Origin of the sequence: Fluoribacter gormanii, assembly GCF_900156395.1 — a bacterium.
GTDB classification, from domain to species: Bacteria; Pseudomonadota; Gammaproteobacteria; order Legionellales; family Legionellaceae; genus Legionella; species Legionella gormanii.
In genome coordinates this window covers 81,427-102,372 of record NZ_FTNL01000013.1, presented here as the reverse complement: position 1 = coordinate 102,372, position 20,946 = coordinate 81,427, and the positions used below count along the sequence as shown (strand labels likewise).

The following is a 20,946-nucleotide window of genomic DNA, read 5'->3' as shown; positions in this document are numbered from 1 at the left end:
AACTCAACTATCACTCAGAAATAATACCCGGTTACTCAAATCCTAATTGACGGTTATTATCAGGAATTTCACTTTTTTCTTAGTCGTTAAGTGATATTTTTAGTTCTGTCTTGAGCAAACCTACTCGATGAAACATTGAATTGATGCCTAATGAGATTTTTATTTGGAATCATCACGCCTCTTTGCCCTTTATCTGCGCCCTGTATTACTCAATACTTCATTCGCCTATTATAAAGAATACAGCGATATCATGGACTTTATCACGTTATTGAAAAATCATTACAGCCGTAAAAAAGGCCCCGCGTCCTTTAAACTGCCCAAAGAGATTGAGGATTCTATTTCAAAAACCGATGCTGATGGACAAAAACTGACAACTAGCGAAAGCACCATTCAATCAAGGTATTCAAAAAAATACCTTGGGAAGGCACCAGGCATTTCTGTTTATACATTAATAGCGAATTTTGTTGCCGTTAATGCTAAAAATATCGGGTTAAATGAGTATGAAGGGCATTCACTTTATGATCTAATCAATGGAAATAAAACAGACATCAATATTGATATGGTAACTGGCGATAATCATTCTCTGAGTCAGCTCAATTTTGTTATCTTGGATTCCATAGACGTTGATTATGTACCAAGCATCAAAGATATAAAAGAAGTGGCTCGTGATTTGTATTCTGTTAAACCGGTTAGTGATTACCCTGGGATTATTCGTCCAAGGAGTGTTATTAACTCAAATCTCAGAAGCGAGGCATCTTACGGGTTCTTCTATCATTACTGTTACAGGAAAATACCCAAAGTACCCTTGTTAAAAAGATAAATTCATACGCGCGTTACACCAGTCTAAAGAAAGCGCTATTTGAGTATAACAAGCTCTTAAAAAGCATCCATGTCCTTAATTTAATTGACAACATGGCGCTAAGAAAAACTATAAGAACGGCAAGAAACCGAACTGAGGCCTATCATCAATTACAGGGACTCATTAGATAAATATACCTTGGTGTTTTCAAAGGGGAAAAAATAGTCGCTAATCGCATCAGTGCTCATGCTGTACGGCTTGTTGCAAATTGTATCATTGCGTACAACAGCGTTATTTTGAACATGGTATATGAACAGATGCTTGCAGATGGTGTGAGTCAAGATATTATTGATAAATTTGCAAGAATATCTCCCATTGCGTGGGCACACATTGCCGTTACTGGTAAGTACAGTTTTAAAAAGAGTAATGGTGAAATTGACATAAAAGCTATGGTAAGTGCGCTTGAAAAGCATTTAAAGGAATATTTTTGGAAAGAGGATTAATTCAGAATTAACACTTTTGGTGGTTATTCCACACGACCCCATATTTCGGTCTTAATCCTCATAAAAAACCGGCGACTTTGTTTGAAGTATCAGCAAAAATAGGGGCGATTGCCTTAACTTATTTGAGCATCAGTGAGGAAGAAATTGTTGATGTTTTGAGGGAATACCTGAAAGTTACAGGCAAAAAATTAGCTACACTTGAAGAAAAAGAAGTGCAATTGCAAATATTGAATACACGTATCGATAGAGGTAGAGTTCCTTTGAAGTCGATAATTGATGATATAGAGCCATTATTAAAAAAAGCTATTCACAGTTTAAAAACGCAAAGTAACATTCGATATTTTTCATGTAATGCTCAGGATTTTCCATTCAAAAATAAAACTGGGGCAGAGATTGATAACTGGTTGCAGACAATATTGTATCCGGGACTCTCTCTTAAAGAGCGCAAAATTGGATATCTTTTAGCATTGGAAAATATAGTTAACGATTTGGAACCTGCACAAAAAAAGAGCCTTGCGCTCAGTATCTTAAATAGCCCAGATCATTTCTTAAAAAAAGAAAGACATTTTTTTCGCTCTTTAGAATATTCCAATGATACATTCTCTATCTATCAGCTTGTTAAAAAGCTCATGCTTGGAGAACAAATAGACGATACACTTATTATACATGATGAAGAACATCATCAGGATCATGTGCTGTCTCGCTATATATAAAAAGTCTATAAATGGCCACTTGCATCCAGGATTAGACAGCAATTCTGGATGCAAGAACCGAGCTATCTCATGCTTCTTCAGCCCCTACAGTTGCATTACCCATACTGTATGAATGAGCTCCCGTTCCAGCAAGTCTGCCTTGATCGACAATAAGATACACATCACGGATAGGGCGGCTTTCGAGCCAACACTCCAAAATTTCACGTGTTCCCGCTGCATAACGAGCTTGTGCAGATAATGACGAGCCTGAAATGTGAGGAGTCATACCATGGTGAGGCATTGTGCGCCAAGGATGGTCTTTGGGCGCTGGTTGTGGGAACCATACATCACCTGCATAGCCTGCAAGTTGGCCATTTTCACAGGCTTTTACAATGGCTTCGCGATTACATATTTTTCCTCGAGCGGTATTTATAAGATAAGAACCATGTTTCATTTTATTAATCAATTGCTCATCAAATAAATTTTCAGTTTCTGGTGTTAATGGACAATTAATAGTTACCACATCACACATTTCCACAAGAGATTCGACATGATTATGAAAAACCAATCCCAACTCCTTTTCGATTTTTTCTGGCAATCGATGGCGATCTGTGTAATGCATTTTAACATCAAAAGGTTTTAAACGTTTCATAACCGCCAAACCGATACGTCCACATGCAACAGAACCCACTGTCATTCCTTCCAGATCGTAGGAACGCACTATGCAATCCGCAATATTCCAGCCTTTTTGGATAACCCATTGATAAGAAGGCAAATAATTTCGTACCAAAGAAAGAATCATCATGACCACATGCTCAGCAACGCTAATACTGTTTGAATAAGTTACTTCCGCGACTGTAATGTTCCTTTCTTCTGCTGCTTGTAAGTCGACGTGATCCGAGCCAATACCTGCAGTAATTACCAATTTCAATTTTTTTGCTTTGGCAATTCGCTCAGAAGTTAGATATGCAGGCCAAAAAGGTTGAGAAATCACCACATCTGCGTCAGGTAATTCTTTTTCAAAAACGGAATTTGGCCCTTCCTTATCAGAAGTAACAACAAACTGATGTCCTTGAGATTCAAGAAATTCGCGTAATCCTAGTTCTCCAGACACAGAACCAAGTAAAGTACCAGGTTTAAAATCAAGATGCTTAGGATTAGGTACCATTTGTCCATCAGGATAGTGCTCTATTTTGGGAAGACTATCGCGCGCATAATATTGGGGATATCCATTAATCGGATCGTCATACAGAACACAAAGAATTTTAGCCATACATTTGTCCTTAAATAAAAATGGTTAAATTAAATTTGCCGCGTTTCATTTCAGTTGTACTTGGCTCTTGGAAGTCGATAGAAAGCTACTTTAGCATCCAAAGTTTTAATTGATACTAAATTAGTGGATCAAGATAATGAATTTATTCTGTTAACTTGTAAACGATTATCAGCAATAAATTTTTAAGTTAATTAATTAAATTAATTAAAATGGGGATGTTTGCAATATACAATTGCTAAATGGAGTCAAAATGCTTATTTCCTCGCTAAAAACATAAATTCTCTAAGTAGGATTAAAATTAGTTGTGTTTGTTTGAACGGGGTGCTCGCCTTTTATCTCTAGCCCAGGGTATTCATTTTTAAGTACAGCAATCGCATCTTGGGCAAACTCTTTGCTAATGGTTACTTTTAATCTGTCTGAATTTAAACGACCATCAGCTGATTCTACAAAAAAATGTTTGCCATTTACAAAGGCATTTTTCTTACTACTTTGATCATCGCAAATTGCTAAAAGTGCATGATATGCAAAAGTCATATCACCAATTGCCTCTCGCGCTCCATCTTTCATAACAAGAGAGCCATCGCGTTGTTGTTCAACAGTTGTTTTGTATTTCATGATTTACTCGATTTATGAACCATATGTATTTAATTTTATCAGAGCATTGTTAACTAAAGATTAAAACCAGGTGAAATTTCTTTAAATCAGTCAAAAAAACTTGTGACGAAGGAACTAAAAAAAATATCCTATTGAATAATAATGTAAATTATTTTTTACACTGTGCACTGCTCAAGCTGATGATAGTCAAGAAAAATATAGTAAGATACAATTGGTTTTTCTTAGCTTGATAAAAAATCGAATGAAAATACAGTAATGTCTCATAATACTAATTATAGAAAAAGGGGCTAGGTGCCTACTTATGAGTGATAATTTTTGCGCTAATTCCAGGATCGAATTTGCGAACACCTTGCGAGGTCTTGCGGCATTATCGGTTGTTATCTCCCATTATTTAAGTACCTTTTGGTACAAGAGAGATTCAATCGCTCATCTAATTCATGCGCCACTTCTATCTCCCGAAACACATGCAATACCACCATATATCATGTGGCTTAATATTTTTCCTCTTTTTGACTGGGGATCTTATGGAGTGGGGTTATTTTTTATTATTAGTGGTTTTGTTATTCCTTTTTCACTCCAAAGAATAAATGCCATGGGATTTTTTATAAATCGCCTTTTTCGTATTATTCCGACTTACATGGTGGGATTTAGTATTACTTTATTAGCTCTTTTTTTATGCGGAAAATATTTTTTTGCAGCATGGCCATATACATCTCAGGAGGTATTAATTCATTACATCCCAGGAGTTCGAGATATTCTTGGATCTAGAAACATAGATATAATTATCTGGACTCTTGAAATAGAAATGAAATTTTACCTTATGGTCGCTTTATCGATTGCCTGGTTTCGTAGTTACTCACTGAACGTTTTTTTAATACCAACAGCCCTTTTTCTTCTATCCTGCTATATGTCACACATGATTCCAGTATGGGCAATGAATCATTTAGTCGCCTTCATCCATGCTGAAATCTATATGATGTCATCACCCTATATAATTTTCATGTTTATTGGTGTGGTTTTTCATTATTTATTCTGTCAGAAAATATCATCTGATGTGGGATATTTAATAATAAGCGTCTTATTTTTCATGTTTTGCATTGCCTGGTGGGCAGGCCCTTATTCTGACAATTTAATATTGGCCTGGAGCTATGCTTTATCTTTATTGACCTTTATGTTTGCTTATATATTCCCTCATCTTTTTAAAGCAAATCCCATATTTAATTTTTTAGCTGATATTAGTTATCCTTTGTATATTACTCACAGCATTATGGGTTACATTATTCTTCGTATCATGTTGGATATGAATTTTAAAATTGGATTTTCCTTGAGTGCGGTCATTATCACATCGGTACTAATATCCTGGTTCCTGCATTCATTAATTGAACGACCTTCACAAACATTAGGAAAAAAACTTGCGCAAAAATTAAGTTTCAGTACTCCAGCGTTACTAATATTGATAAAAAACTCGATTAAGTCATTGCGATTACAACTGTCAAAAAATTAACTGGGAATTTTATGTCGGCTTGTGAAACTATTTTAAGTAAGCAGGAAAAAACATGGATCTTGGACAGGCGTATAACACGGCTCTCTGATAATAAAGAGGTTCAAATATACCCCATGGGGGCAGAGCGCTATTTATCATCTGCTTTGGCTGGAAGTCAAAAAAATCACTATGATATCCGATCGGATATCGAGGGAAAAAATGTCTTGGTGATTCCTGGGTATGGAAATAGCAGTTTTTTATTTGCGCTGGCTGGCGCAAAGTCAGTTACTGCTTATGATAAAGATCCCATTACGATTGCTTGGATGAAAGCATTTAAGAAATATTATCTTTATCGGGAGTATGATGATCGAGGAAATCCATTACCATCAATAGGTGAATTATTCGATGCACTTACTTATTGGTATCCACCGTTAATTACTTTATCCTGTGGCAAATTTACTAATTTTTTATTTTGGATAATTCAACCCAACACTTTAAGACGTACTTATATTCATTATATGGTGACATTGGTGCAGCGTGCCATTCGATCCAAAATTCAAACTAATTTTGAACTTGATAAAAATATTGAGTTTCATGTGGGCACAATTGATAAAATACTTAGTGATAAAAAGCAGACTTTTGATACTGCTTTTGTTCCCTATCTTTTAGGGGTAGAGAACGGGATAGAAAAAGAAAGTGACATAGTAGATTTCATTTGCCAATTAGTCAAAATTATTCCCGATGGCTGTATTCTAGTTACTCCTTCCAGAGATACGAAAGAACATTACATCACAGGACGGCGCTATTTTTTAACAACAGGCTACTCCGATATTCAGGCGATCCCTGGACTAAAAACGTATGTTATTGGTGAAGATAAATACTGGTTTCGTACTCAAGGCTTGGCAATATTTGGAGCACATCATAATTAATATTCATTTAAATTGTGGATATTTGTATTGATAAGAAATGGTAAAAATTTCTTGAGAAGAATTTTTGAATACCTATTAAAGCGTAAAGATAAAGTTCCTTGCGCATTTATGTTACTAGATGCCGTGGACAAGCCACGGCAAGTAGGCTTGGTAAATTGTCAACCGCCTCTGGAAAATTGCATTTGATTTATGGTTCCAGCACCTTTTTCCTCGTGGTCATCGGTCATTTTTTTACTTTTAAGTTCATCATTCTGTTCCTTCGTTTTTAAACTCAAATCGTCACACTTACTCTTTTTGCCATAAATGTGAAAATAAGCAACAACCTCGCCTTTAATAAGAGATTCTAAGCGTGATTTGTAGAACTCTTTTTCATCAAGAGATGCAATTTTTCCAATAATTTGTTTTAGAAGAAGAGGGGGGACAAAAGATTGATTTGCGCAATTAAGTCGAGGAAGCGCTTCATTCCGCAATAAATTTGTGAATAGACACTCAGAAAGAAGTTCATAGGCATCTTTTGCTGTTGACCGAGAAATAGGATGTTTCATGAAAAAATTAAAATGTTCCTGGCGCCATGCACGAAAGACCAACCGTGCTAACTTATCACAATATTCTTTGGCGTGATCTATTGAGGGCTCTTCAAATACCAACTGTTGTCTATGGCTATCGATAAACAAGTTAATTAACTGAGATTTCATACTTTTTTCCAGGTTAATAAAAGCGGCATGGTTAAAAAGATGTTCGGTTAATTCTAAACGCAACTCATCGGGTAAAAGAAAAATTAATTTACCATCTCTCCACAAACTTTCCATATTATCAAATAACTGCATTAAATGCGCATTAAATTGTTTCATTAATCTAGAGAGGTCCTCAATCTCTTCGTAAGTTGGAAGATAAGAATCACCCAGACGTCTCATCAGATCGTGCTTTTGTTGTTTCAGAAAAACGCACAGTGTTTCACGCGTGAATAGCTTGGAATCATTTGTAAGTAGAAAGGATCGAAGCAAAAAATTATACATAAATCGTTCTATTAAGGTCTTATCCTCTTCTTGAAGCAATAAAACAAGAAAAGGATCATCATCTTCTTGGGTGTCTAAAAAACATTTTAAGTCTATATCAGCAAGTTTTCTGGATTCCATAATTGAGAATAGAATGCTCCACTTTTTTAATAAAACTAACATAGGTGCCAATATGTTTAGTACTGAAGTACCTTCATGTAATTTCGCTTCTGGAATGGCATTATGATTGGCGTCAGGGAATTTGTTGAGTATTGCTTCGATAACATCCCATTTTGACTTATAAGCAGCCTGCCACATTAACGTGGCTCCTTTATTGGGACCCTGCTCTGGCGCACTATTTATAATCCTGACATCAGAAAACCTATTAATGATTTTTAAAATGATATCCCAACGTTCGTGTGATACCATTTTGGAAAGGAGGGTCTTTTCCTCATCATCTAAATATAACTCGTGGCGAGGAAAAGATAGTCCTTCTTCCTCCAAAAAGTCAAAAATCTCTAATGCCTTAGGCGTCTGTAATGCAAAATGCCATAAAGAAGGTTTATCTTTAGGATCATAATTTAGATCAGCACCTAAGCGAAGGAGCTCCTTCATTGCTTCAAGGTGTCCCCCCTGGGCTGCTAAAGCAAGTGGAGGAATACCTAATTCCGTATGAAGTTGATTGGGATTGTGCTTTTGTTGCGTAATTAATTCTTGAATCTGATAAATAGTTCCTGCTTTTGCTGCTTCATGTAATAAATTGTTCAAGGGGCACACTATAAATAGAAATTTTGTGCATTTTACTACCGCATGATTTAAAATTCAACAACAGGAGCAAATTACCGCCCAAGAAATCAAATAACAACCAAAAGCACATACTTTAGTTTCTTAGGCTTCGGGTGTACATTTCGTAAAATTTAGGCGGATTTATAGCTTCTATAATCCTCTTAATTACTCAAACCCTAATTGATTGTTATCATCAGGTATTTCACTGTTTTCTAACTCTTTAACTGATATTTTAAGTGATGTTTTTATTAGGTCAACTCGATGAAACATTGAGTTGATTCCTAATGGATTAATCACATTAAAATTCCCCATAAGTAAATTACTAAAGTCACATGTAACTATAAGATAAAGGCAGTTAATTATATTGCTTAAGATATCTAATGCACCACATTGTTTTTGAAGTTCCTTTGTTGCATTAGGGTCTGATAATAGAGCATTACATGAGGCCGCGAATTCTTTTCGTGTGATCGGAGATTCTTTAGCCAGAAATTTGTCTTTTTCCTCACTTAATTTTTTATGAAGTACATATAGTTCGTCACTTGCTTGCTTATCCGCTTTTGCCAGATCGTCTCCTTTTTCCAACATTTTTTGCAAATATGCATTAAATCCTACTATATCTAATAAATCATTTCTCAGAATATGTTCGCTATTTATTGAGTAAAATTTAGAGTCAATAAAAGAGAACCAATGAGTATTTGCTGAGTTATTTAAAATAATATCTGGGGTACCATGTTCTTCTGATGAAAAATAAGGTGTTCCATCACGATAAATTTGCAATGCCATAGGGGTTTCGTAGCGTATTGCTACATGTTCATCATCAATCCGCTCGCGTATTTCACCCTGAAGTTTACAATGCATTAGCATCAAAGTTTCTTCTGTCCCCCATCTGTAATTAGTACTTAAATGACGAATATAAGCCTCAAGATTTGTGTGCTCTTCTCCCAGGAAAAATGCTACGGTCATATCTCCGATTACATCTGTCAGATGTTGTTTTAAATGGAACAGGTAGTCCCCGAGCTCTGTAAATGATTTAGGTTCTCTTTTTTCTGCAAACCATTCATGATCAAAAATATTTATAATTTCTTCGAATTTAGCGTTCATGAACGCATACATTTCTGCAGACATGTTTTCGACTTTAAATATTTCTGCTGTGTTATAGTTTTCATTATCAAAACTATCTGATTCAAACAACACAAGAGCAGGGTGTTTTTTTTGTTGAAGCATTTTTTTGAATAGAAAAATCATCCCATAATTGGTTGCTGTATATAGGGATGAACCTTTGGGATTTTCTAAAAAGTTCTCTCGAGTCATATTTGCAGCATAATGCCTCAAGGCAGAACCAAGTATAGGCTCGATAATTCTTTTTATATGTAGCGACGTAAATGGTTTATTTTTTTCATTTCCTAATAAATAAAAAAGTTTTGCTTTTTCTGCAGGATTTAATCCCAGCCGGTGAAATATGCTCTCTGCATCCGCTCTATTTCCATTTTTACGCAAGTGATACATCAATGAGATGCCATATGCATAATAAAGACAGTTTCCATCGCTGCTGTTATCTACTTTTTTTAATTTAGGCATAATAAAACTTATAAAGTGTTATACAAAATAACAAATAACCAAGGTGTACTATAATATATCAAATAATCGATAATCTAAAGATTTATATCTAATGAGGGAGTGCTCCTGCAATTTTTAATGTGCCGATTGATAGTGTTTTCCATATTTTGTGCCATTAATTAAACGAAGCAAACAACTTAATCAGAATATGATCTCATTACGTTTACGATTTTATGAAGAATTAAATGATTTAATCCCTCTGGAAAAGCGTAAAAAGTGCTTCGCTCATACTTTGTCTCAAAAAACTTCGATTAAAGATCTTATTGAATCGTTTGGAGTTCCTCATACTGAGGTTGAAGTGATCCTGGTCAATGGAAAGTCTGTTGATTTTAACTATCTAATTCAAGATCAGGATTATATTTCTGTCTATCCTATATTTGAAACGATTGATGTAAGTGAGTTAATTCGACTTCGTCCAAAGCCGTTAATGACTCCTCGTTTTATTCTGGATGTCCATCTTGGGAAACTCGCCAAGTATTTACGCTTACTGGGATTTGATGTTGTTTATGAGAACAAATTGACCGATGAATTTATAATTCAGTGCAGTAAAAAGGAATGTCGAATTATATTAACACGCGATGTTGGCATTTTAAAAAATAAAAGCGTCACTTATGGCCACTGGATGCACAATACTAATCCAGAAAAACAGGTAGGAGAAGTTTTGATGCAATTTCGGTTAATAAATCAATGCAATCCATTTACACGATGTTTAACGTGTAATGGATTACTAAAAAAGGTAAATAAAACTGAAATCAGCGAGAAGCTACCTAAACTGACACAAAAACATTATCAGACTTTTATGCAGTGCGAATCCTGCAAAAAAATTTATTGGGAGGGATCTCACTATATTAAATTAAGAAACTGGGTAAAAAAAATTTTACAAAATGGAAGAGAGAAAAAAGGATGATACTCATTTGAGTGTAAGGTATCTCTAAGGTATGATTTCCCATTTTGATTCCTGATAGAAAAAAATCATGAATAGAGGCGTTGAAGTTGTTCCTTATAATCCATTGTGGCCTGAACTTTTTGCTGAAGAAGCACATCAAATAAAGCAAGCACTAGGGGACAATTGCATCGAAATCCATCATATCGGCTCTACGTCAGTGGCAGGATTAAGTGCAAAACCTATTATTGATATCCTTCCTGTTGTTCAAGATATTTTGCTCGTAGATAAAGCGTCAAAAAACATGGAACGCATTGGATATTCAACGATGGGTGAGTATGGCATCCCATTTCGTCGTTATTTTCAAAAAGGAGCTGCAATAAGAAGCCATAATGTACATGTTTTTGAAAAAAACAACTCAGAAATTGCTCGGCATTTGAATTTTCGAGATTGGATGAGAGCACACCCGGATGATCGTGATGCGTACGGGACTCTAAAAATTACTTTGGCAAAACAATTTCCCAATGATATTACTGCTTATTGTCTAGGGAAAGAGGACTTTATTACCAATATAGATGCTCGAGCTGGCTTTACTAATCTTCGTATCGTAAAAGCTTTATCCCCGCTTGAATGGCAATTAGTGCGTACTTTTCGCCAAACATATTTCTTTGATAAAGTACCTATTTCAGATCCTTATACATGGACATTTGATCACAAAAATCATATACATTTTGTACTTTATAAAGGAACAACACTAGTTGGATATGCCCACATTCAATTGTGGCCAAGTCAAAGAGCCGCATTGAGAATTATTGTTATCGATGAGGCATATCGTAATAAAGGTATAGGTAGTAATTTTTTAAATCTTGTTGAAGAATGGTTAAAACATACAGGAGTTATTCAGCTGCATATACAATCTTCGCCCGAAGCTTTAAGCTTTTATCTGCATCATCAATACATTTATATGTCATTTGATGATCCTGATCATCATGAACGTGATCCTCGAGATATTGAAATTGGGAAAAAGCTATGATTACCAAATTGATAGCAGTAAAACCCAGACAAAAAAATATGATAGATGAATATTCACTGCTACACTAGGTAAATACGAATGACTCAAGCGAAACTACTATGATAAATCATCAAATTGAAACTTTTTTCAAGTCAAATGCTTTTGCTGTTATTGGGGCTTCATCCAATCGGGCAAAATATGGTAATAAGGTATTATGTTGTTATCTTGAGAATAATAAAAAAGTTTATCCTGTAAATCCTCAAGAAGATTCAATTGAGGGAGTTGCCGTAGTACATTCTGTAAGTGAGTTACCCGATGAGGTTGAAAGTATTTCAATTATAACTCCACCTGCTATTACTGAGAAAATTGTTGAAGAAGCTATTAAAAAAGGAATTAAAAATATTTGGATGCAACCTGGAGCAGAAAGTGACCTAGCCATTCAAAATTGTAAACATCATAAAATTAATATTATTGCAGATGGGCCTTGTATTTTAGTTACTCTGAATTATGTTGGACATTAAAATTTTATAAATGAACCCCAAATGTATCTAGAAAAAATTGATGGATGAATAAATTGGCTGCTGGTATGAGGGATATTATATGTATATGTGGTTTGAACTATTATTTATGCTGATTCTCATCTTAATTTCAGCGCAATTATTTTCCAATGCGCTGGAGTACTTTGGTGAAAAAATAGATATTTCAACAGGTGTAACTGGTTCAATATTTGCAGCAATATCTACCGCACTTCCAGAAACTACCGTACCAATTTTAGCAATAATTGCAGGAACTGCTGATAGGCAAGTTAATGAGGAAATTAGTGTAGGGGCAATTTTAGGCGCCCCGTTAATGTTATCAACCTTATCAACTTTTATTATGGCCTTTTCAGTCATTAGGAAACGAGGAGTTAATGGATATATATCACCAGAAGCTACTGGTTTTGAACGTGACATGAGTTTTTTCTTAGTCGCCTTTACATTAGCTGCCTTAGCGATGTTTCTTCCATTAGAACCAAACTACATGCGTATTTTATTTTGCATCATCCTTATTCTCCTCTATTTCATTTACCTGTTGCTCACGTTCAGAGCCTCCAAGGCGTTAGTAGAGGATGGTCATGCGGTAATCACAAATGAACCATTATTTATCGCTAAACTGGGTTTTAAAACCAACCTTACAACAATTTTAATCCAATTGCTTTTTGGCTTAGTCTTATTGGTATTGAGTGCGAAAGGATTTATTCATGGGATACAGCAGGCGGCTAATTCTCTTGGCATACCCGTTTTGCTTCTATCATTATTGGTTATTCCCATAGCAACAGAACTGCCAGAAAAAGTAAATAGCGTAATTTGGGTGAGAAAAAGTCAAGATACCCTTGCTTTTGGCAACATAACCGGCGCAATGGTTTTTCAAGGTACATTACTTCCTGCATTAGGAATACTCCTAACCCCCTGGGAGCCTTCTAGAATAGTGCTTACAGGGATTCTTGTAACCTATATTGCTACAGCATGGTTAAGATTTAATATTTCAACTCGGGGAATTAAAATTAAGGCTTTGTTTTTAAATGGAGCTTTATATTTAACCTATCTAGTAGTCGTACTTTCGTAGAACGTCTTTTAGAAAGTGCGTTTTATAGGTCAAGCCCCTCGACATAAAAGACTTTGGTTTGCATTCGGACATGTGCTCATCACGGATTGACTCTTGGGCGCGTTACTGGACGTTTAATTGCGGAAATGATAACAGAAGGGGACTTTATTACCGATCCATTACCATTTAGTGTCAATCGATTTACTTCGTGAAATGAAAAACAAGAATTTCAACACTAGCAGCTAAAATCTTATTTACAGCCCATACTTAAAGAAGTCTTTTCCACTTCTATTTCCACTTCAGGCTGGCTATTTAACTTGCTTAGTTCACGTTCCAATGATCTAGCCCACTTATAAACTCCATTTGTTGTTTCAATGGCTTGGGGTCTGAAAAAACTATCTGGAACCCCATTTTTTTTCAATTCTTTTCTTAAGTGTTGAATGCCAGCCAATAAACAACGTTTGACACTTTTCGCACAGTTATTTTGAATAAAGCAGTAATTTTCATTACTTTCTTTTTGCATTGCATTTATAACTGCTAGCTCATTAATGTGATAGCGTAAACCGCTGTCACTTGTCGGCAGATGGATCGAGTGATCCGGATGTTTACCCTCAGTCTTATTTGAACTTTGGAACAAATTTTCTTTTCGCGAAAGAAAGTCTGCTCGATTTCTAACATTTGCTTTTATTAGCTCAACTGTTTTCTCATCCATGTCCTTAATTCTTTCATTTAGTTCTTGAAGTTGCGTCTGGAGGACCGTTACTTCCTTTGTTGTCCGATCCAATTCTTGTTGATTCTGTTCTAATTGTCCTTGGTAAATAAGTTGTGTTTGTTCTATATTTTTTTCAAGAACAATCAAGGCTTGGTGAAGTGCTTCATTCTCGTTTTGCAAATCATTTAACGCATTACTTATTCGAGATATTTCGGCGATCGTCCTTGTATCAGGTTTAGAAATTTTTTGTAAATAATTTAATATTCTAGAAGGGAAAATGGATTCTTTAGCATTTTTTGATATTTCAGCACTTATTTCATCTTTCGCTTTTTTTAATCCATCCAGGTCAGCCTGTGATTGCTCAAGAAGTTGGCTACGTGAAGCAATCAATGTTTGTTCTTTGATCGCTAATTGATTGAGTTTTTCTACGACAATTTTTCTATTGTCTATATCCCCATCTAAATTCCAAACATTAATGGTTGCATCGAGATTACTTTTCTTGGCATTCTCAATTTTTTTTTGCTTTATTCTGTAAGCAGGATGTTCGATGGTAAGAGAATGGCTATTACTTTCTTCTCTTTTCATATCAGAATCATGATCCGATATTTCTGGCTTTGTTCCTTTACTTTTTGGGGCAAGATGTAAGAGGTTAAAAAAATCACAAGCTAACGCTCCTGAAGTAGGTCTTTCCTCGGGCCAGAAACTATGAGTTACTTGAACACTTCGAAGCGTTTTACGTTTATAATACATGCCTGAATTGCCAACAACGGCTTCAGGGATATAGCAGAGACTTTTTCTTGTGGATAAAGTAGATGATTTATCTTCTAATTTTTCATATCCAGGGGAGCGTTCATTAAGCTCCATAACAAAATTAGCATGTCCAATGTTTTCACCTTTGTCCTCAGCGGCTAATAAAGGACCAAAAAAACGATTTTTTATTCGCTTGCCTAAAATCTGAGTTGTAGAGAGCCAAACATTTACTTGAATCATAATACCTTCTTTCTTTTACATCATGTACTATAAAATAATCAAAACACTTGATTGAAAATCAAGTAGCAAAAAAACCGTAATATTGTATCTTATATTAAACTATTTGTTTTGCAAGAACTCAGCTCTATCTTTATTAAGAGAAATTGAAAACTAATAACACTGCGTCATTAAGCCAAAGTTCTCATGTTCGCCAAACAATATTACAGGTACAATATTTTACATTAAGTTCAATTAATATGCTATACATGGGGTGATTTTAAATAAAGTTGGGCTTCGGATGGGAGCCTGGGGGAAATTATCGTTAATTAAATTTCATTTTTTCAATTGTATCAACAGTGATTTTTTGGAATTTTTCTGGAGTTAATGCACGAGCTATATCATTAGTGTCTTTATTATGTATTAGAACTTCCTCATAAGCATTTTTACCTAGTAATGTAAATAAATTATTCAGCTCCGGGATCGATAAATGTAACAATGCTGAATTTTCCTCTGGCATAGTTGGATTAATTCTTTTAGGACCATGCATTTCATAAGCATAAGCAATTTCAATCAATGTACCTTCATGAAATTTTTTGCCCACTAATTCAACCCCAATAGGCATATGTATATCATTACTATACCCAACATTAATACTTATAGAAGGAAGACCCGAGTTAGATGCGATCGGGGCACGCCAGGTATTTACAGTCATTACATCATAGGTCGCAGTTCCATTAGTTGTTATTGGTATAAGTAGAGCATCTAAATTATTTTTTTTCATAATTTTTTGGACATAAATTTTATTTTGGGCAAATATAGATTGAGCTTTCTGATAAGAGTTGCTGCTCTTGCTTGCCATATTCTTGATAAAGTGAAGACAATCTTTTTTATTGCCAAAATTTCGCGTGCGATTAGACTCACAAATATCCTGAAAATTTTTCCGTGTTGATGGGAAAGAAGCAAGATAATCATTTACATCTTGAATTTCTCCTGCTTGGTTATTTTTTCGATCATTATCAAATCGTGGGAGAGCAATATCAATGAACGATGCACCCATTTTTCTCATATTTTGAGTCGCGTTTTGTACTATTTTTAAAATGTGAGGGGGCATCTTGTCGAATGGATTAATGCCACTGACGTTACGTACAATACCAATTCGTTTATTGCTTAATCCATTCATTTTCAGAAACTCAGTATATGTTTTTATTCTGGGAATACCTAGAGTCTTTGGATCGTGAGAATCAGGTTTAGCTATGATATCCAACAAAATGGCGAGTTCTTCCGTAGTCCGTGCAATAGGCCCTGCTGTTCCATCTAAATTTCCCATAGGAAAGATGCCCTGTTGACTAATTAATCCGGTACTTGGGCGTAATCCAACTAAACCGTGAAATGCGGCTGGAATTCTAACCGAGCCACTGTTATCTGTACCTATCCCCAGTAAAGCAAAACTGGCACTGACTGCAGCTGCTGGTCCACCGCTAGAACCTCCAGAGTTTTTATTGGGATCAAATGTATTACCAATTCTTCCACTACGACTACTTATTCCAATAATACCCCAAGCAAACTCGTCCATTCCGCCTTTTCCTAAAATAATAGCACCAGCATTACGTAATTTTCCTACCAGAAAAGCATCGCGAATAGGTTGGCTGCCTAATAGCGCATAGGATCCAGAAGTTGTAGTTGTGTCAAAAGAATCAATATTATCTTTTAATATAATTGAGATGCAGTGGAGGGGGCCTGCTAGCCGACCTGTATTTTTAAAAGAAGCATCTAATTGTTGTGCTTGTGCTAAAGCAGAAGGATTGATCTCAGTCCAGGCATTGATTGGGGCATGATTTTTGGCACTTAAGTTATATTTTTTTATACGATCAATGTATGCAGTTACTAGGTCGAAGCAAGTGAATTTATGAAGTTGAATGGCATTATGAATCGATCTAATTGACACAGACTCTAGTTGCGGTTGATAAACTTTTTGTTGTTGAGAAAGGGAACTTCCACTAAAGGCTAATGTAATAAGTAACAGTGAAATAACGTGATATCCCATATTTTCGTTTCCAGATAGTATAGTTTTAGCCTTTAGTTAAATCAGGTTAATTATTTAGATAGCTCTTGTGAAGAATCAACTAATTGATGAGTTAATCAAAAAAACATTTAAAGCCAGAAGTAATCTTATCATCTAAAGCATCAAATTTAAAATGACCTGGCGTTGTAATGAAATCGCGTTTTAATGAGTAATTTGGAGGCCAAATAACAAGTCTTTTTCTTAATATTTTATTAAGATTAATCTGGCATACTTCGAGCACTTTCCAATACCAGCCTGGATTATTAATGGACACATTAAGTCTTCTTGCTCTTATCAATGAAGTGAAGCAACCCGATGAGATTTTAACAAAACTTAAAGAAAAGCAATTTGCAATTACTGATGTGACTGATGATGGAGATTCAATACTGCATGTATTAGCTAAATCGGATCATGCAAATAAAATTGATTTTTCTGATTATCTCAACGTGTTGATAACAGCAGGCGCAAATGTAAATGCTGTCGACAGGCAAGGTAATGGTTTCCTTGGTTACTATATAGAGCGCACCCGAACGGGTATGGCTGATTACTATAAACATGAGACCTTTAAACTATTACTGAGAAATGACGAATTTGACGTCAATCAAAGATTGGCAAATGGCTTCTCTCTTTTCGAGTTCTTTTTTTGCTCCACAGGTTATCAGTCATGTGACCACCTAAAAGCTTTAATAGCCCATGATAAGTTTAATCCTAATCAGCAAACATCAGAGCATAACGCCGTATTGCTTCATATGGTATTTAAAGATCTGTTCCAATATAGAGAGCAACTAGTCGATGTAATCAACCACAAAAAGACCGATCCTAACGTCAAAAATGATATTGGAAAAACTGCTTTGGCTTTAATTTTGGAAGGGACACAATCTAGTAACATGGAGTATGTTAATGCATTAGTTAATAATGAATTGTTTGATATCAATGCCGTAGATAATGATGGAAATAATTACCTGCAACTCGCAATTATTTCTCAAAAATTCAAAGCTGAACAGATTGCATTTCTGCTGATTAATAGAGGTATTGATGTCACACATAAAAATAAGGAAGGTAAGTCAGTATTTGATTTGATTTTCGAAAACAAAGCAGGTAGGTCCAATACAATTCGAAACGACCTGTTGTTAACGATTCTGAAAGCTCATCCCTCATCACTCTTTGATAAATGCTCCGATGGAAGGACTATTTTGGGTGCGTTATTTATTATGGACGATTGGAGCATCAGATCCAAATTTGTCAACATTATTGAACTATGTAAAAAACAAGAGAGTTCTGCCGGAATTCTAAAAAAGATAATAGAAGAGGCGTTTGCTAATTTTCATCAAAATGGAGTTACTGAGGAGACAATGCTCGATTTAATTCAAGCGATTGTTACAACCGGTATTAGCGTAGATGTTGAATATTGCCTCGCTCTTGTCGCCATTTGTAATCCTCAGTATAAAAATGAAAAAATAAACAGCTATTTTAAAACACTTAAGCCTGATTTGGATTTTAATGTTGTTATTGGCCATATAAAAAATTTAACTCAAGAAGGGAGTAATGAGCGTTCCAAAGCATTAAGTTATATCTGCAAGTTTAATTTTACTTTTAATAACATCAATGACTTCAGTGACAGTACCCTCGCTTTTGAAGCGCATCATCTCCAAACTAAAATAATTTCCCCTATCAGCAAAGACACTGCAATGTTCGGCCATTTATTTGCATTGAGCGGATCAATACCAGTCGATAACAGTCTTGTCAGACTAACAGGGAGTAATTCTTTTTACACCGCGCCATTTATAGTGCATTTGATGAATACTTACTTGTCTCATTGTGAGCAAAATAATAAGTACATAGAACATCAGGACGCTATTCGGCAAGTAAGAAATATGACAATAAAAGCCATGCGATATTATTTTATGGCGAATTATTCGGGTACACTCCCATACACGGATGATTATTTGTCATCTATGGAAGAAGACAGTAAACAGTCAGGAGTGGAACTATTCACTGGTTGGCCTGAACATGGTATCGATATCATCATCAAACAAAAAGACTTGTATCGCAATAATGGCGGTGGATGCAGCACCGACACCACAACAGAACATTACAAAATAACTAAACCTGAGAATGTAACTAAACAAGTATTTGCCACTCTTTTTATAGATACCTATGAGTCAAATAAAACATATATTCAACAAAATTTGCATGAAACTCTTGGACTTGTCTACCACGATAGGATTGATGGAGAATTTCAAACGGTAGGCAATTGCGATCTTCACAATAAGTTAATCGCTTTAAAAATAAAATATCGCTTATTTTTACCAGAAAGCATAGCTGATGAGCTTTTTATCGATACGATTCAATTTTTTGAACAATTCTTTCTGAAAGAATATCTTTCTCTTTACGCTAATAATTCTGCATTACCACATTTATTAATGCGCTTAATTACCCAAAAGTTACTACCAGAAGGCAAACTCGATTTAATAAGAACGCTATTAACTGACCATTTCAGTTCAGAATCAAATCAGGAGATTTTTCAGACTGAACTCATGCTGAAAGGTTGGTTACTGGAAACTACTGGTGAATCTAGAAAGGAGTTTGATAAACAGTTACAGTCTCTTGAAATAAAACTTTTTCCTGAAATGAACTCTCGGCTTCAGATCTTAGATCACTTCCTTAATGATAAAGTGACCCATGAGGATTTAGATGAATTAAAATCCTGGTCTTTAACAGAACAACAGTTCCAAGGTTATCATTTATTGCATTTAGCAGTAATGAATAATAATCTTGAGCTTGCTTCTACACTTATCCAGATGTTCCCCAATGCAGTGGATCAACCCAACTGGCACAACCAAGAACCATTATGCCTGGTGCAATCTGTTGAGATGATTGATCTATTGGTTAAAACTGGGGCAGATACAGCAAAGACAAAAAATGACAATGCATTAGACTGCGCCATTAGAGCAAACAGAGTTGACTTAGTAAGAGCCTTACTAAATCATGGTGCCAAACCTAGCGAATATAGTGCTTATTATGCAGCCTCAAAAGATCCAAAGATTTTAAACTCTTTAATGGAGTTTCACCCAGAGGCTATGAAAAAAACTACGCATAGCTACCGAACTCCTGTTCATGCTGCAGCTCTGGCAGGACAAAATGAAAACATTCAAAGCCTGGTGTATTATGCTGATGTTAATACTGCAGCAAAAGATGTGAATGGTGTTACGCCGTTACAATTAGCTCTTCAAAATGAACGTACAGATACAGTAAGGTTATTGCTTCAATATCCAGGGACATTATTCAAACGTCCATATCGTGGTGATTCTGTGGTCAAGATGGCTAAAGATACCGAAATGCAACAACTCCTTATGCATGAAAAACACGAAAGAAAAGCGGATCGTAAATATTTTAAGGCATTTAAAAATAGCAATCCTGGCATTGTAAAGGAAAATATAGATTATTTAATTATAGCTATTCGTACCAATGATGTACGAGCCATCCGCGGATTTTTGTTCACATACCCTGATGTCAAAGTAGTCAAAACCAGCAACCACTATTTCACCACACCTTTGACAGAAGCAATACAAAAACTGGCCGGAAAAAAAGGGGAAGAATATGATGAAGCGTTCAACATTGTCAAAATGCTTCTAAAAACCCCAGGAATTGATATTAATGCCTGTACAGCAACATCTGAACCCATCTTGTTCTGGGCCACATCGATTGGTGATGTCGCTGTACTTGAACTCTTCCTTGCCGATCCTAAACTCAATCCCAATCAACAGGATAATATAGGATATACAGCCCTACATGATGCAGTAGAGCGAGGTCATTTGAGCTGTGTAAAACGTTTGCTCCAAGATAAACGTGTTGACAGCAGCATTGTCAATAAGCGAGGAGAAACAGCCGCAGATCTTGTCAGTTTCAGAAGAGGTGTAGGGGAGTGCGTAGAGGAGGTAGTTAAGAGCTTATCTGAAAAATCGAGGTTCTATATCCATTAAAGTGAACGTAAAAAGAATTAATTGCATGGAAGTGAAGGAAAGCAAGAGT

At 35.5% G+C, this 20,946-nt stretch carries 16 protein-coding genes and 1 pseudogene; 10 read left to right on the top strand and 7 right to left on the bottom strand.

The features are described from left to right. Positions 1-163: 163 nt before the first annotated feature. The 3 genes and pseudogenes from BW930_RS17345 (at position 164) to BW930_RS09670 (ending at position 2,015) form a co-directional block, all read left to right on the top strand. Positions 164-820: a transposase gene (locus tag BW930_RS17345; RefSeq protein WP_254843423.1), complete on the top strand. Its 657-nt coding sequence runs from the start codon at positions 164-166 to the stop codon at positions 818-820. After that, positions 754-1,302, top strand: a pseudogene (locus BW930_RS17340) (Tn3 family transposase). The gene BW930_RS17345 and the pseudogene BW930_RS17340 overlap by 67 nt, the downstream one beginning before the upstream one ends. A 77-nt stretch (positions 1,303-1,379) precedes the next feature. Then, on the top strand, positions 1,380-2,015 hold the full coding sequence (locus BW930_RS09670) for a hypothetical protein (RefSeq protein WP_058469129.1): 636 nt from the start codon (positions 1,380-1,382) through the stop codon (positions 2,013-2,015). 67 nt (positions 2,016-2,082) lie between these two features. On the opposite strand, the gene BW930_RS09665 is transcribed toward BW930_RS09670, so the two are convergent. Both BW930_RS09665 and BW930_RS09660 read right to left on the bottom strand, forming a co-directional pair. Continuing rightward, on the bottom strand, positions 2,083-3,267 hold the full coding sequence (locus BW930_RS09665; protein WP_058469128.1) for an NAD-dependent formate dehydrogenase: 1,185 nt from the start codon (positions 3,265-3,267) through the stop codon (positions 2,083-2,085). A 282-nt stretch (positions 3,268-3,549) separates the two neighbouring features. After that, positions 3,550-3,882, bottom strand: a complete 333-nt coding sequence (locus tag BW930_RS09660) for a hypothetical protein (RefSeq protein ID WP_058469127.1) — start codon at positions 3,880-3,882, stop codon at positions 3,550-3,552. Between the two features lie 301 nt (positions 3,883-4,183). On the opposite strand from BW930_RS09660, the gene BW930_RS09655 reads away from it, so the two are divergent. Next, positions 4,184-5,386 carry an acyltransferase family protein gene (locus tag BW930_RS09655; protein WP_058469126.1) on the top strand — a complete coding sequence of 401 codons (1,203 nt, stop codon included), beginning with the start codon at positions 4,184-4,186 and terminating at the stop codon, positions 5,384-5,386. A gap of 11 nt (positions 5,387-5,397) precedes the next feature. After that, entirely contained in the window at positions 5,398-6,294 is an 897-nt protein-coding gene (locus tag BW930_RS09650; protein ID WP_058469125.1) for a hypothetical protein, read from the top strand. A 158-nt stretch (positions 6,295-6,452) separates the two neighbouring features. On the opposite strand, the gene BW930_RS09645 is transcribed toward BW930_RS09650, so the two are convergent. Then, on the bottom strand, positions 6,453-8,057 hold the full coding sequence (locus BW930_RS09645; RefSeq protein ID WP_058469124.1) for an ankyrin repeat domain-containing protein: 1,605 nt from the start codon (positions 8,055-8,057) through the stop codon (positions 6,453-6,455). Between the two features lie 183 nt (positions 8,058-8,240). Next, positions 8,241-9,653, bottom strand: coding sequence for a hypothetical protein (locus tag BW930_RS09640; RefSeq protein WP_058469123.1), 1,413 nt, complete (start codon positions 9,651-9,653; stop codon positions 8,241-8,243). A 187-nt stretch (positions 9,654-9,840) separates the two neighbouring features. Here BW930_RS09640 and BW930_RS09635 point away from each other — a divergent pair, with 187 nt between their 5' ends. The 4 genes from BW930_RS09635 (at position 9,841) to BW930_RS09620 (ending at position 13,192) form a co-directional block, all read left to right on the top strand. Next, on the top strand, positions 9,841-10,599 hold the full coding sequence (locus BW930_RS09635; RefSeq protein WP_058469204.1) for a Mut7-C RNAse domain-containing protein: 759 nt from the start codon (positions 9,841-9,843) through the stop codon (positions 10,597-10,599). A 67-nt stretch (positions 10,600-10,666) separates the two neighbouring features. Further along, positions 10,667-11,608 (top strand): bifunctional GrpB family protein/GNAT family N-acetyltransferase, encoded by a 942-nt coding sequence (locus BW930_RS09630; RefSeq protein WP_058469122.1) that lies wholly within the window; start codon positions 10,667-10,669, stop codon positions 11,606-11,608. Between the two features lie 98 nt (positions 11,609-11,706). Further along, complete coding sequence (locus BW930_RS09625; RefSeq protein WP_058469121.1) at positions 11,707-12,108, top strand: CoA-binding protein; 402 nt, start codon at positions 11,707-11,709, stop codon at positions 12,106-12,108. 79 nt (positions 12,109-12,187) lie between these two features. Continuing rightward, entirely contained in the window at positions 12,188-13,192 is a 1,005-nt protein-coding gene (locus BW930_RS09620) for a sodium:calcium antiporter (RefSeq protein ID WP_058469120.1), read from the top strand. A gap of 229 nt (positions 13,193-13,421) precedes the next feature. Here the strand turns inward: BW930_RS09620 and BW930_RS09615 are convergent, their stop codons facing one another. The 3 genes from BW930_RS09615 to BW930_RS09605 all read right to left on the bottom strand — a co-directional run bounded on the left by BW930_RS09615 (position 13,422) and on the right by BW930_RS09605 (position 17,188). After that, complete coding sequence (locus BW930_RS09615) at positions 13,422-14,873, bottom strand: coiled-coil domain-containing protein (RefSeq protein ID WP_058469119.1); 1,452 nt, start codon at positions 14,871-14,873, stop codon at positions 13,422-13,424. Between the two features lie 301 nt (positions 14,874-15,174). Further along, complete coding sequence (locus tag BW930_RS09610) at positions 15,175-16,896, bottom strand: amidase (protein WP_058469118.1); 1,722 nt, start codon at positions 16,894-16,896, stop codon at positions 15,175-15,177. A gap of 91 nt (positions 16,897-16,987) precedes the next feature. Further along, positions 16,988-17,188, bottom strand: a complete 201-nt coding sequence (locus BW930_RS09605; RefSeq protein WP_058469117.1) for a hypothetical protein — start codon at positions 17,186-17,188, stop codon at positions 16,988-16,990. Between BW930_RS09605 and BW930_RS09600 the strand changes: the two genes are divergently transcribed. After that, positions 17,181-20,897 carry an ankyrin repeat domain-containing protein gene (locus BW930_RS09600; protein ID WP_058469116.1) on the top strand — a complete coding sequence of 1,239 codons (3,717 nt, stop codon included), beginning with the start codon at positions 17,181-17,183 and terminating at the stop codon, positions 20,895-20,897. The two genes, BW930_RS09605 and BW930_RS09600, sit on opposite strands and share 8 nt — an antisense overlap. Positions 20,898-20,946: the final 49 nt, after the last annotated feature.

Bases quoted from the DNA above. Each gene is read 5' to 3' on its own strand.
- BW930_RS09630 (WP_058469122.1), top strand. From the start codon at position 10,667: ATGAATAGAGGCGTTGAAGTTGTTCCTTATAATCCATTGTGGCCTGAA.
- BW930_RS09620 (WP_058469120.1), top strand. From the start codon at position 12,188: ATGTATATGTGGTTTGAACTATTATTTATGCTGATTCTCATCTTAATT.
- BW930_RS09660 (WP_058469127.1), bottom strand. From the start codon at position 3,882: ATGAAATACAAAACAACTGTTGAACAACAACGCGATGGCTCTCTTGTT.
- BW930_RS09610 (WP_058469118.1), bottom strand. From the start codon at position 16,896: ATGGGATATCACGTTATTTCACTGTTACTTATTACATTAGCCTTTAGT.
- BW930_RS09615 (WP_058469119.1), bottom strand. From the start codon at position 14,873: ATGATTCAAGTAAATGTTTGGCTCTCTACAACTCAGATTTTAGGCAAG.
- BW930_RS09650 (WP_058469125.1), top strand. From the start codon at position 5,398: ATGTCGGCTTGTGAAACTATTTTAAGTAAGCAGGAAAAAACATGGATC.
- BW930_RS09600 (WP_058469116.1), top strand. From the start codon at position 17,181: ATGGACACATTAAGTCTTCTTGCTCTTATCAATGAAGTGAAGCAACCC.
- BW930_RS09655 (WP_058469126.1), top strand. From the start codon at position 4,184: ATGAGTGATAATTTTTGCGCTAATTCCAGGATCGAATTTGCGAACACC.
- BW930_RS09640 (WP_058469123.1), bottom strand. From the start codon at position 9,653: ATGCCTAAATTAAAAAAAGTAGATAACAGCAGCGATGGAAACTGTCTT.
- BW930_RS09635 (WP_058469204.1), top strand. From the start codon at position 9,841: ATGATCTCATTACGTTTACGATTTTATGAAGAATTAAATGATTTAATC.
- BW930_RS09625 (WP_058469121.1), top strand. From the start codon at position 11,707: ATGATAAATCATCAAATTGAAACTTTTTTCAAGTCAAATGCTTTTGCT.
- BW930_RS09665 (WP_058469128.1), bottom strand. From the start codon at position 3,267: ATGGCTAAAATTCTTTGTGTTCTGTATGACGATCCGATTAATGGATAT.